9 protein-coding genes and 2 pseudogenes are annotated in these 12,991 nt (G+C 61.0%); 6 read left to right on the top strand and 5 right to left on the bottom strand.

The annotated features are described in order from the left end of the window. Positions 1-133: 133 nt before the first annotated feature. The 4 genes and pseudogenes from J5M66_RS08745 to J5M66_RS08730 form a co-directional block, all read right to left on the bottom strand. Positions 134-1,099 carry a Gfo/Idh/MocA family oxidoreductase gene (locus J5M66_RS08745; RefSeq protein WP_207807893.1) on the bottom strand — a complete coding sequence of 322 codons (966 nt, stop codon included), beginning with the start codon at positions 1,097-1,099 and terminating at the stop codon, positions 134-136. Positions 1,100-1,108: 9 nt separating this feature from the next. Beyond that, positions 1,109-1,996, bottom strand: coding sequence for a Dyp-type peroxidase (locus J5M66_RS08740; RefSeq protein ID WP_076563227.1), 888 nt, complete (start codon positions 1,994-1,996; stop codon positions 1,109-1,111). A gap of 74 nt (positions 1,997-2,070) precedes the next feature. Further along, positions 2,071-2,807: pseudogene (locus J5M66_RS08735) on the bottom strand (DUF72 domain-containing protein). A 10-nt stretch (positions 2,808-2,817) separates the two neighbouring features. Continuing rightward, positions 2,818-4,605, bottom strand: coding sequence for a thiamine pyrophosphate-requiring protein (locus J5M66_RS08730; protein WP_206420460.1), 1,788 nt, complete (start codon positions 4,603-4,605; stop codon positions 2,818-2,820). A gap of 181 nt (positions 4,606-4,786) precedes the next feature. On the opposite strand from J5M66_RS08730, the gene J5M66_RS08725 reads away from it, so the two are divergent. From J5M66_RS08725 to J5M66_RS08710, 5 genes and pseudogenes are all read left to right on the top strand, one after another. Further along, positions 4,787-5,290: a cupin gene (locus J5M66_RS08725; protein WP_207807894.1), complete on the top strand. Its 504-nt coding sequence runs from the start codon at positions 4,787-4,789 to the stop codon at positions 5,288-5,290. Positions 5,291-5,519: 229 nt separating this feature from the next. Next, positions 5,520-6,359, top strand: a complete 840-nt coding sequence (gene yghU / locus J5M66_RS08720; protein ID WP_123442661.1) for a glutathione-dependent disulfide-bond oxidoreductase — start codon at positions 5,520-5,522, stop codon at positions 6,357-6,359. Beyond that, positions 6,356-6,469 (top strand): annotated as a pseudogene (locus tag J5M66_RS26910) (metal ABC transporter ATP-binding protein); the annotation flags it as partial. The gene yghU and the pseudogene J5M66_RS26910, both read left to right, overlap by 4 nt. Positions 6,470-6,629: 160 nt before the next feature. Further along, positions 6,630-8,798, top strand: coding sequence for a TonB-dependent siderophore receptor (locus tag J5M66_RS08715; protein ID WP_136493529.1), 2,169 nt, complete (start codon positions 6,630-6,632; stop codon positions 8,796-8,798). Positions 8,799-8,925: 127 nt separating this feature from the next. Next, positions 8,926-10,119: a GAF domain-containing sensor histidine kinase gene (locus J5M66_RS08710; RefSeq protein ID WP_016774442.1), complete on the top strand. Its 1,194-nt coding sequence runs from the start codon at positions 8,926-8,928 to the stop codon at positions 10,117-10,119. An 8-nt stretch (positions 10,120-10,127) separates the two neighbouring features. Here the strand turns inward: J5M66_RS08710 and J5M66_RS08705 are convergent, their stop codons facing one another. Beyond that, a complete protein-coding gene (locus J5M66_RS08705) occupies positions 10,128-11,060 on the bottom strand; it encodes an AraC family transcriptional regulator (RefSeq protein WP_024012697.1) in 933 nt (310 codons plus the stop codon). Positions 11,061-11,601: 541 nt separating this feature from the next. On the opposite strand from J5M66_RS08705, the gene J5M66_RS08700 reads away from it, so the two are divergent. Continuing rightward, positions 11,602-12,951, top strand: a complete 1,350-nt coding sequence (locus tag J5M66_RS08700; RefSeq protein WP_056785134.1) for an MFS transporter — start codon at positions 11,602-11,604, stop codon at positions 12,949-12,951. Positions 12,952-12,991: the final 40 nt, after the last annotated feature.

Below are 12,991 nucleotides of genomic sequence, written 5' to 3'. Positions count from 1 at the left end.
CCTTAGATGCGCGTTGCGCCGGAAGACCTGTGGGAGCGAGCCTGCTCGCGAAAGCATTCTGTCAGTCAATACCTCCGTGACTGACACACCGCTTTCGCGAGCAGGCTCGCTCCCACAGGGGATCGTGAGCTATTCAGCGTTTGAGGATCTCGTCCATTACCCAATCGGTCTTGACGGCTTGCTCGGCCACGGCGGGATGCTGTGAATCACCCCGAATATGCGCATTCATCCCCAGCACGTGATGCCACTGAATATGCTGGTGATGAGCGATCTCCAGGCTGATCTGCTCATCGGCATCCAGCTGCACCGGATGCTCGTCAAACACCGAAAACCCGATGCGCCCTTTGCTGCCGATGATCTCGACCCGATCTTCACGCCGGTCCGCAACAAAGTTCCAGCAGCCCATGCCCAGCGCTCCGGAGGCGAACCGCCAGGTGGCGCTGACCGCATCTTCCGCCGCGTACAGACCCGCCTGACGCGCGGTGAAACCGGCGACTTCAACGATGTCGCCAAGCAGATACTGGAACAAGTCCAAGCCATGGCTGGCCAGGTCGGCAAAGTAGCCGCCGCCAGCCACCGCCGGGTCGGTGCGCCAATTATCGCGACCCTCAAGATCAGCCGGCGACGGCGCTTTGGTCAGCGTCCAGCTCAGATGGCGGACATCGCCGATGCGACCCTCCTCCAGCCATTGCCGCACCTGAGCGAAGCGCGGCAGCGAGCGGCGGTAATAGGAGACGAACAAGTGCAGACCGGCAGCAGCAAACGCTTGCTGCATCTCGCGGCTTTGCCCGGCGTTGAGCGCCATGGGCTTTTCCACGCAGCAATGCTTGCCGGCGGCGGCGACTTTCAGGCTGTAGGCGTGGTGGCTGTCGGGCGGTGTGGCGATGTACACCGCGTCCACTTCGGGATCGTTGATCAGCGCATCGACATCGGTGTAGACGCGGCTGATGCCGTGGCGCGCGGCGTAGTCGGTCACCGCTTCGAGACGTCGGCCCATCACTGCGACCAGTGCCGAACCGGGCGCCTTGTAAAAGGCCGGTCCGCTCTTGCGTTCAGCGACACTGCCGCAACCGATCATGCCCCAGCGCACCACGTTCATGTGCAGTCCTCAGCCGATGCGCAACGCGCGCAGATCAAGGCGTCCATCCTTGAGCGGCGGGCACCAGTAGTAGCCGCCGGTGATTGGCCGGCTGATCTGGTACAAGCCATCGGCAATACCGTCTTCCAGACCGCTCATACGGCGCAGCTGCGCTTCGAAGGCATCGAGGGAGAAACCGAAAGCGAGGAACATCAAACCGGCACGATCGCCTTCGATCCACGGCATCGAACGGCGCACGACGAACGCTTCCGGGGCGAAGCTCTCTTGCGCGGTGCGTTTGACGTGGGCGGAGATCGGCGCGTCGTCGATTTCTTCGTTATCGCTCAAGCGCCGTCCCATGATGTCGTCCTTGGCGCCGGCAGACAGGCGATGAAAACCCTTGAGGTCGTGCTGCCACTGCTGGATCGCGGCGAAGCTGCCACCGACCAGCCCGTCCGCGCCACTGCTTAGCAGTGCGGCGGCGACAGCGGCGTCATCGTGGGGGTTTTCCGTGCCGTCTTCGTAACCGGTGAGGTCGTGGCCCTCCATGTGGCGGAAGGCTTCCTGCATCTCGACCAGACGCAAGGCCGGGGCCAGCGCGGCTTCGATAGCGTTGCAGCGGTTGAGCAGTTCACCACGGTCGACACCGTGCAGCCAGATCCACAGGGCATGCTGGGTCGACGGGTTGTTCACGCCAACGCCGGTCAGCGCCGGGAAGCTGCGCAGGCCGGCGATTTCGACATTCAGCGCCTTGGTCAACGACTCACCAAAGCCAACCACCGCCGACTTGCCATCCACCAGCATCAGCAGGCTGTCGATCGCTTGCGGCAAGGCTTCAACCGACGCCAGGGCGAAAAACAGATGACGTGCTTGCGCAGGAACAGGGGTAGCGAGAATGCCCGGCTGGTAGTAACTCATGTGAACTCCTTGAAAAAGTGCGCGGAGTTTACCTGTAGCCGGATCGTTTGTGTGGGTGGCGAGAGCGTCGTCGTTCAGCGTTCAACGCCTTCGATCAACGCCTTCAAAGCCAGCGCATCGGCGGTGGCGGCACCGCTGGCGGTGTTGTCGAAGATGCACCAGATGTCTCTGCCGTCGGCCTTCGCGCGCCGCAGGTTCTGAGCAAGCTGTTGCAGATAGGCCGCTTCATAAGCGCTGTGATAAATCCGTGGCGAGCCGTGCAGGCGCCAATCTGCAGGCCTTGCCAGCCACCCGGTGCGGTGTCGGTGCTGATCCGCGAGGGATCGACCACCGCCTGGGCAATCTGCAAATCCACCAGCATTGCCTCAGCCTCAATCCACGATTCGTGTCGCGGCTCCAGCACTACACTGCCCGTGAACCGCTCGCGCAGGGCATGAAAAAACGCCTCGGCCACCGGCGCATCGAAGGCAAGTTTTGGTGGCAGTTGCACCAGCAGGCAGCCGAGTCGATCACCCAAGCCCTGGCACTGGCCGAGAAACTCATCGAGCGCGGCCGCGCTGTCCGCCAGCCGCTGTTCATGGCTGATGAGCTTCGGCACTTTCACTGCGAAGCGAAAGTGCGGCGCTACCGAGTCGGCCCAGCGTTCGTAGGTCTGACGCCGATGCGGGCGATAGAACGAGCTATTGATTTCCACACAGTTGAAGCGCGCGGCGTAGCGTTGCAGGTGCGTGCCTTCGGCGGGGAATGCCGGCCAGTGCTCGCGCCCGAGACTCCAGCCGGCGCAACCGATGTAGATGGTTGACTCGTTCAAGCGCACACCGTCATTTCTTCCCGGGCAACACGGCGCCCAACACCTGCTTGGCGGTCTGCACGATCACCCCGGCTTCGTCCGGATCGCCCTTGAGCAGGGTCGTGGCGAATTTCTTCGCTTGCTCAAGCTTGATGTGCGGTGGCAGCGGCGGCACGTTCGGGTCGGTCTTGAACTCGATCAGCACCGGCACTTCCGAGGCGAGCGCCTGTTCCCACGCAGCGGCGACCTCTTCTTCACGATCAACGAAAATGCCCTTGAGGCCGATGGAAATCGCGAACAGGTGATACGGCACGTCCGGGATGCTCTGCGACGCTTCGAACTTCGGATCGCCCTCCATCACCCGCTGCTCCCAGGTGACCTGATTGAGGTCTTCATTGTTGAACACCGCGCAGATCCATTTCGGGCTCTGCCATTGCCGCCAGTATTTGGCGACGGTGATCAGCTCGGCCATGTTGTTCATCTGCATCGCGCCGTCGCCGACCAAGGCAATGACCGGGCGTTCCGGGTAAGCAAACTTCGCCGCGATCGCATAGGGTACCGCCGCGCCCATCGAGGCCAGGCCACCGGACAACGAGCATTTCATGCCGCGACGGATTTTCAGGTCACGGGCGAACCAGTTGGCGCAGGAGCCGGAGTCGCTGGTGATGATTGCCTTCTCAGGCAAGCGCGGTGACAACTCGTAGACCACTCGTTGCGGATTGACCGGATCGGCTTTGGCCATGGCGCGTTTTTCCAGGGTTTTCTCCCAGCTGCTGCGCCAGCCTTCGATCTTCTTGCGCCATTTGTTCGAGGTTTTCTGTTCCAGCAAGGGCAGCAACGCGGCGAGGGTTTCCACTGAATCGCCGACCAGATTGACCTCCATCGGATAACGCAGGCTGAGCATGTCCGGCTGCAAGTCGATCTGCACGCCGCGCGCCTGGCCTTCCTTGGGCAGAAACTCGGAATACGGGAAGCCTGAACCGATCATCAGCAAGGTGTCGCACTCGCTCATCAGCTTGTAGCTGGGCTCGGTGCCGAGCAGGCCGATGCTGCCGGTGACCCACTGCAAATCGTCAGGCAATGCCGCTTTTCCCAGCAAGGCTTTAGCGACACCAGCACCGAGTTTTTCCGCCACGGCGATGACCAGATCGGTCGCCTCCAGCGCGCCGGCACCGACCAGAATCGCGACTTTCTCGCCGCTGTTCAGTACCTCGGCGGCGCGTTGCAGATCGGCGGCATAAGGAACGACTTTAGGCTTGCTGTAGCCGACGCCGGAATGCGCGGTGCCATGGGCGCGCGCCGGTTGTTCGTAAGGCAGATCCTGCAAGTCATTGGGCAGAATCAGCGCGGTGACGCGGCGCTCGCCGACAGCGGTACGCACCGCGCGATCAAGCAGATGGCGCACTTGCGATGGCGCCGAGGCTTGCTGCACAAACGCACCGGCGACATCCTTGAACATCGACACCAGGTCCAGCTCCTGCTGGTAGTGACTGCCCAGCGCCGTGCGCGCCTGCTGGCCGACGATGGCCAGCACCGGCATGTGGTCCATGCGCGCATCGTAGAGGCCGGTTATCAGGTGCGAAGCGCCGGGGCCGGAAGTAGCGATGCACACGCCCAGTTCGCCGGTGAACTTGGCGTGGGCCGAGGCCATGAACGCGGCCATTTCCTCGTGCCGTGCCTGAACGAATTCGATCTTGCCTTTGGCCCGGCTCATGGCGCCGAACACGCCGTTGATGCCATCCCCCGGATAACCAAAAATCCGCGTGACGCCCCATTCGCTGAGCCGCTCAACCAGAAAATCACCAACTGTCATCGTCATCTTGACCCTCGCCATTTACCGCTGCATGGACATGTAAGGGTCTGGACAGCCCGCTGCGCGATGAAGTTTCGCTGGATTGCACGGGCATGGGCTCAGGCACCGTGTTTGCGCGGCAATGATTTTTTGAGGCGATTGCCCTGCGCTGCGGTCGACTGATAAATCGAGCGAAGGAGGATTGACCATGACTGAAGTGCAAACCCTGCTGCTGGAACGCAATGGCTGGGTGCCGAACAATCCGCGTCTGCCAGTGCTGATCTACCGCCGCGCGTTGGCCATCGAAGGCGACGATCCGGCGGCGCGCTTCGAGCAGACCTTCGGCGCCAATGGCTGGCCGGCGCAGTGGCGCTACGGCATATATGACTATCACCACTACCACACTGAAGGCCACGAAGTGCTTGGCGTGGCGGCCGGTCAGGCGCGGTTGATGTTGGGCGGGCCTGACGGGCAAGTCGTCGACGTCGGTGCTGGGGATGTGTTGTTGCTGCCGGCCGGGACCGGGCACTGCAATCTGGGCTCGAGCGAGGATTTTCTGGTGGTCGGTGCTTATCCGCCGGGTCAGCAGGCGGATATTTGCCGGGCCGCGCCGAGTGATGCGCAGTTGGCGCGGATTGCGGGGCTGGCGTTTCCTGAGACAGATCCGGTGCAGGGAATCGGGGGTGCGGTTGGGCGGTATTGGAGCCATTAGGCGCGGCGACACTGCCGACGCTTCGCGAGCAGGCTCGCTCCCACAATGAATACGGGTGAACCCTGTTTCTCTGTCCAATACATACCCCTGTGGGAGCGAGCCTGCTCGCGAAGGCGGCAGATCGGTTTGCATCATTCAATATGAATAACCGCACTCACCGCTGGCACCCGCCGGAAATTTTCCCTACGGTGTCTACCTGTTCTCTCCCAGCATCGACGAGGTCCGTTTCATGAGCAATGCGTCTTACGTTCCGCCCAAGGTCTGGAAACACGAAGCTCCTTCCGGCGGCCATTTCGCCAGCATCAACCGGCCGATCGCCGGGCCGACCCACGATAAGGAACTGCCGGTCGGCAAGCATCCGCTGCAACTGTATTCGCTGGCCACGCCCAACGGCGTCAAGGTCACCATCATGCTCGAAGAGTTGCTCGCACTTGGCCACAGCGAGGCCGAGTACGATGCGTGGCTGATCCGCATTGGCGAGGGCGATCAGTTCTCGAGCGGTTTTGTCGAGGTCAACCCGAACTCGAAAATCCCGGCGCTGCTGGATCGCAGCGTCGAGCCGCCGATCCGGGTGTTCGAGTCCGGCTCGATCCTGCTGTATCTCGCGGAAAAGTTTGGCGCCTTGTTGCCCAAGGATCCGGCCGGTCGTACCGAAACCCTCAACTGGCTGTTCTGGCAAATGGGCTCGGCGCCGTATCTGGGCGGGGGCTTCGGGCACTTCTACGCGTATGCGCCGGAGAAGCTCGAATACCCGATCAACCGCTTCACCATGGAAGCCAAACGGCAACTGGATGTGCTCAACCGCCGTCTCGCCGACAACACCTATCTGGCCGGCGACGATTACACCATCGCCGACATCGCCGTGTGGCCCTGGTACGGGCAACTGGTGCGCAACAACGTTTACTCGGCGGCGGAGTTTCTCGCGGCGCACGAGTACACCCATGTGCAGCGCTGGGCCGAAGAAATCGCCAAGCGGCCAGCGGTCATGCGTGGGCAGCGAGTGAATCGCACCTGGGGTGATGAAGACAGTCAGGTGCCGGAGCGGCATGAGGCGAAGGATCTGGACTGATTTCAGAAAAATCGCATCACCCTGTGGGAGCGAGCCTGCTCGCGAAAGCGGAGTATCAGACAACGCATCTGTTGAATGACACACCGCCTTCGCGAGCAGGCTCGCTCCCACATTTGTTTGCGCAACCGCTCAAATCCAATTGTGAAAAAATCATTAACTAACTGACTCGTACGGGTTTATTCCCCCGGAAACTTCCGACATACTAATGCGAATAATTCTTACATGCACTCGCATTAGTTTCGTTTGGGTAAATCTTGGGGAAGCAGATAGATGTCGTTTCACACCATTCACCGCCGCTCGAACCTTTCACCTAACCTCCTCGCAATCGCCATCGGCATGGCCAGCATCGCTCCTGCGTTGGCTGAAGAAACCGCAGCCACTGCGCCCACCAATGGCCCGCTGGAACTGCAAGCGACCGAAATCGGCGCTACGCAGATGAGCAGCACCACCGAAGACACGCAGTCCTACACCACCGGCCCGATGCAGACCGCGACCAAGCTGTCGCTGACCATGCGCGAAACGCCGCAGGCGGTGACGGTGATCACTCGCCAGCGCATGGACGACCAGAACATGACCAGCGTCAACGACGTGGTGCGTGGCACGCCGGGGCTGTTTCTCAGCGAGGCCAGCGGCCCGGGGCGGCAGACTTACAAGGCGCGTGGTTTCGACATCGACAACATCATGTACGACGGCCTGCCCAGCTCGTATTCGCCGTACACCCTGGCGGTGCAACCGAACCTGGCGATGTTTGATCGCGTGGAAATCGTCCGTGGCGCGACCGGCCTGGTCACCGGTGCCGGCAACCCGTCGGCGGCGATCAACATGGTGCGCAAACGCCCGACCGCCGATCAGCGCGTGACCCTCACCGGCGCCGCCGGCAGCTGGGATGACTACCGTGGCGAGGTCGACGCCTCCAGTCCGCTGAACGACAGCGGCACCCTGCGTGGCCGGGTGGTGACGTCGTATCAGGGCGCCGACAGTTTTCGCGACAAGGAAGAAAACGATCACGGCCTGTTCTACGCCATCGGTGAAGCCGACCTGAGCGACAGCACCACGGCGACCCTCGGTTTCTCCCGGCAGAACGATCAGACCAATTATTTCTGGGGCGGCCTGCCGATCGGCGAAGACGGCCACCACCTCGACCTGCCCCGCTCCACTTACCCGGGCACCGACTGGGAAAACCGCAAGCTGCAAGTCGACACCGTATTCGGTGAAGTCGAACACCGTTTCGACAACGACTGGAAACTGCACCTCGGCGGTTCCACTTCGACAACCGAAGGCGAATTCTCCGGCACGTATTTGTCGCGCTACGACGGCCCGCTGGAAACCACCGCCTACCAATCGCACCACACCGACAAGCAACGCGCCTTCGATGGTTTCGCCAGCGGCCCGTTCGAAGCGTTCGGCCGTACCCACGAACTGGTAGTCGGCGCCAGCAATCGGGTGTACGACGCCACCACCAAGGAATACTCGCCCTACGACACCGGCCTGCCGATCGCCGCGCCAAAACCTGACTTCGTGCGTAGCGGCAAATCGCGCAACGTCACCACTCAGGACGCGGTTTACCTGACCACGCGCTTGAGCCTGGCCGACCCGCTGACGTTGATCCTCGGCAGTCGTCTGGACTGGTATGACTACGACGATCGCAGCGCCGACGGCGACTTCAAAGTCACCCGCAACCTGACCCGTTACGCCGGCCTGATCTACAAACTCGATGACCATCACTCGGTCTACGCCAGCTACACCGACATCTTCACCCCGCAAACCCAGAAGGACCTCGGCGGCAAAGTGCTTGAGCCGATCGTCGGTGAAAACTACGAAGTCGGTATCAAGGGCGAATATTTCGACGGCGCGCTGAACGGCAGCGTGGCAGTGTTCCAGATGGACCAGACCAACCGCGCCACTCAGGCAGCGACCCAGCTAGGCTGCCCGGAACTGACCTGCTACGAAACCTCTGGCAAGGTTCGCGCCCAAGGCGTGGACATGGAACTGCAAGGTGCGCTGACCGAGCAATGGCAAGTCGGCGCCGGCTACACCTACACCCGCGCCCACTACATCAAGGACGAAAACCCGGCCAACAATAACCAGAAATTCGACACCGACATGCCCGAGCACCTGTTCAAGGTCTCCACCGTGTACCGCTTCAAAGGCCCGCTGGAAAAACTGCGCGTGGGCGGCAACGTGTACTGGCAGAGCCGCATGTACAACGACATCGCTCTGGCCAACGGCGGCAGCTATCGCCTCGAACAGGGCGGCTACGCGGTCACCGACCTGATGGCTGGTTACGAGGTCAACAAGCACCTCGACCTGCAGGTCAACGCCAACAACATTTTCGACCGCAAGTACTATTCCTCCATCGGCACCGACGTGACCTGGGGCTCGACCGATAACTACGGCACCCCGCGCAGCTACATGATGACGGCCAAGTACAAGTTCTGAGGCGATAGCGCTCAGCAAGCACCACACAGGGCGCCGGGAGTTTTCCCGGTGCCCTTTTTTGCAGGTTCATTAGGCAAGGCCGGCAATTACCGATAGTCTCTGGCGACACTTTCGCGAAGCACCGGCCATGCCCCAGACAGATTTCTCCTCCGACCTCCAGGCCATCGGCAGCATTGACGCTGTGCCGGTGATCCTGAGCATGGTCAAGCACATCACCGGTATGCGCTTCGCCGCCGTAGCGCGGGTCACCGAGAGCAAGTGGATCGCCTGCGCCGTGGATGATTCGATTGACTTCGGCCTGTTGCCCGGCGGCGAACTGGTGCTGGAATCGACGATTTGTCATGAGATCCGTCAGCACCATCAGCCGGTGATCTTCGGCCATGCCAGCCAGCACCCGCTGTTCTCCACGCACCACACGCCGAAAACCTACGGTCTGGAAAGCTACATCTCCATTCCGATCATCAAGGCCGATGGCGAATTCTTCGGCACGCTGTGCGCCATTGATTCGGTGCCGGCGAACCTTGACGACCCGGCCATCGAAAAGACCCTCACCCTCTTCGCCCAACTGATTGCGATGAGCCTGGATACCCAAGGCCATTTGCACGCGACCAAAACCGCGCTGGCCGATGCCAACGAAATGGGCCGTCTGCGCGAGCAGTTCATCGCGGTGCTGGGCCATGACTTGCGCACGCCACTCAGTGCCATCCGCATGAGTGCCGATCTGCTGGACAGCAAAGTCGAGGACAAGCGCTCGCGCACTCTGCTGTCGGCGATTCGCACCAGCTCGGTGCGCATGGGCGTGCTGATCGAAAACATCCTCGACTTCGCTCGGGGTCGGCTCGGCAGTGGCATCCCGGTACAGCGCAAACTGGTCGATGACTTGCAGCAAACGCTGCGCCAGACCCTGGAAGAAATCCAGGTGGCCTACCCGCAGGCGAAGTTTATCGATTCGCTGGAGGTGCCGGCCGGGGTCTATTGCGACCCGCTGCGGATCAGCCAGTTGTTGTCGAATCTGCTGGGCAACGCCGTGACCCACGGCTCCACCGCCGAACCGATCGTGCTCAAAGCCTTTGCCGAGGGCGACGAAATCGTTATTTCGTTGACCAATCAGGGCACGCCGATCCCGCCTGCGCTGATGCCGCTGCTGTTCGAACCGTTTTCCCGTTCCGAAGCAGGCCAGCGTCATGAAGGGTTGGGACTGGGCTTGTACATCGCCGGGCAGATTGCCAATGCGCACAACGGCACCTTGAGCGTGACATCCGACCGTGAAACGGGCACCTGTTTTGTCGCGCGCTTCCCTGCCCGCTTCAAGTGGGTCTGAGCGCCGCTCTAAGTATTCAGTGGCGTCTGCGGCGTGTCCGGGTTGAGCTGGCGGCGGCGGAACTGCCCCGGTGGCTGGCCATGAATCTGGCGAAACCGCCGGGAGAAATAGGCCTCATCGGCGAACCCGCACAACCGCGCCACCTCGCCCACCGAGCGCGTGCTGTTGAGGAGGAAGTTGCGCGCCGCGTGCATGCGCCGCTCCAGCACCAGCTCGGTGAAGGTCTTGCCGATCTCTTTGCGCAGCCAGTGCGTCAGGTAGGTCGGTGACAGATAGGTCGCAGCGGCGACTTTGATCAGGTTGAGATCAGGATCGGCGATGTTCTTCCGCAAATACTCGAACATGCGGCTCAAGGCGTCGCGACGACTGTTCTCGGCAGCATTCTCTTCCGCCAGACGCTTGAGCGGCTCGGCGTAGAGAAAACACACGCTACCGATCATCTGCAGCAACAAGCCCTTGAGCATTTCCCGCGTGCCGAACTGACGGTTCTCATCGAGTGCGCGCATCTGTTCGATCAGGCCGCAGACCTGAGCGAAATCCTCATCGCCCAAAATGAAATCCAGATGTTCCTGAAAGCGGAACGGCGACAGCTCCGGCGCGAGCAGGATCGACACCTCTTCCAGATCCATCGGGTCGCATTGCAGATGCGGCAAGAGAAACGTCTGGGAAAAATTGATGACGATGAAATTGCTGTCCGCGGGATGCGGAATCACATGCACGCGGTGCGGCAGGATGAACGCCAGGGTGTTGCGCGGGAATGGCCGCTGGACGCTGCCGATGTGCTGCACGGTGTCGCCACCGAGATTGATCTGAATCTGGAAGTACTCGTGCCGGTGAGGCGCGGTTTCGGCGCGCCGCCCCTTTTTGTCGCGAATGTAGAAATCGGTCAATTCGCTGCGTTGCTGCATGACGTAGGTCGGGATACGGCTGGGTGAAGACATGGGCAGAAGGTCCTCCGGGCAGTGAGGTGACGCCTGTCATCTTGCAGGGTTGGGAGGTGGGCGGCAATGAGTCATACGATGACGTTGTTTTTTTTGAAAGAAGCCTCGCGATGAGCCTGTCCAAAAACCGCATTACTACAAAAATCAAGATAGTCGTTATTTTTCAGTATTTTGGGATATGAACCTGATCTTTATTCTCAAGACAAATTGTATTTATCTTTTTGGACACGTTCGCCAAACCCACTTTTTTCAAGAAAAAACGTTCTAACCCATCGGTTGATTTAGAACCGTTGTACGACCACTGTAATGACCAACGCAGCCCAACCTCTTTCAAAAACAATCAAAGGTGCGCACGTCATGATCCTGCTATTTCCCCTCGCCGCCCCGCCCGACCTCCCCTTGAAATCAATTGCACAAAGACGTTCCTGAACGTCTGAAAGCCGCGCTGCAACCCGTTCGATTGCCTTGCCCCACACGTTGCGGGCAACGGCATCGGCTGCTCGAAAAATCTCGACTCTTCTAACAATAACGAGGTCTCCGCATGTCCAACTCCCATTCTTCCAGTGCCACGGTGCCGCCGGTGATAGCCGGTGCACGCGATGCCGTTTCGGCGCAGCGCCTGCCTACCCGGCGGCGCTGGTTCATGCTGTCGTTGCTGCTGATCGCGACGATCATCAATTACATCGACCGGGTGAACATCTCGATCGCCGCGCCGTTCATGGCCAAGGACCTGGGCCTGGACAAGATCGAGATGGGCCTGATCTTTTCCGCGTTCGCCTGGACCTATGCCTTGGCGCTGGTGCCGGCCGGCTTCATCGCTGACCGGTTTGGCTCGCGCTTCACCTACGGCGTTTCGCTGATCAGTTGGTCGACCGTCACCGTTTGCCAGGGTTTCGCCACGGGGTTTGCCTCGCTGTTCGGCCTGCGCCTGGCGGTCGGCGCCATGGAAGCCCCGGCTTTTCCGGCCAACAGCCGCGCGGTGACGGTGTGGTTCCCGGCGCGGGAACGCGGGATGGCCAGCAGCATTTACGTGTGCGGTCAGTACCTAGGCACAGCGCTGTTCACCGGCGCGCTGCTGTGGCTGGCGACCACTTTTGACTGGCGCCACGTGTTCTACAGCACCGGCGCACTCGGCATCGTCTTCGGTGTGCTGTGGCTGTACCTGTATCGCGATCCGCTGAACTGCAAGAAGGTCAGTCAGGAAGAATTGAAGTACATCGAAACCGGCGGCGGCCTGGTCAAGAGCAGCCAGGAGCGCACCCGCTTCAACTGGCGGCAAATTGCCGAGCTGTTCAGCTACCGGCAGATCTGGGCGATCTGCATCGGCAAATTCGCCAGCACCTCGGCGCTGTACTTCTTCCTCACCTGGTTCCCGACCTACCTGATCGAAGAACGCAAACTGACCATGATCAAGGCCGGGATCTTCGCCGTGCTGCCGTTCGTGGGTGCCACGGTGGGGATTCTGCTGGCCGGCATCGTTTCCGACTTGCTGATCCGTCGCGGTTACTCGATGTCGTTTGCGCGCAAGTTGCCGCTGGTGGTCGGTTCGATGCTGGGCATGTCGATCGTGCTGGTGAATTTCACTGACTCCAACCTGATCTGTATTGCCGTGCTGACCATCGCCTTCTTCGCCCAAGGCATCGCGTCCTCGTCGTGGGCGGCGGTATCGGAAGTGGCGCCGAAAGAGCTGATCGGCCTCACCGGCGGCATTACCAGCCTGGCGGCGAACATCGGCGGCATCGTCACGCCGATCGTGATCGGCGCCATCGTCCACGCCACCGGCACCTTCGCCTATGCCTTCTGGTTTATTGGCGGCGTCGCGCTGATCGGCACCCTCTCCTATTCGTTACTGCTCGGACGCCTGTATCGCATCGAGCTTAAGGTGCGCTGAGGCAAGAACCCGGATTTGTCCAAACGCAGGCGGCTTTCGT

The sequence above is a fragment of the Pseudomonas sp. 67(2021) genome, assembly GCF_017491835.1.
Classification (GTDB): domain Bacteria; phylum Pseudomonadota; class Gammaproteobacteria; order Pseudomonadales; family Pseudomonadaceae; genus Aquipseudomonas; species Aquipseudomonas atacamensis.
Note: the sequence above shows the minus strand (reverse complement) of the source record. Positions and strands in the feature narration are given on the sequence as shown.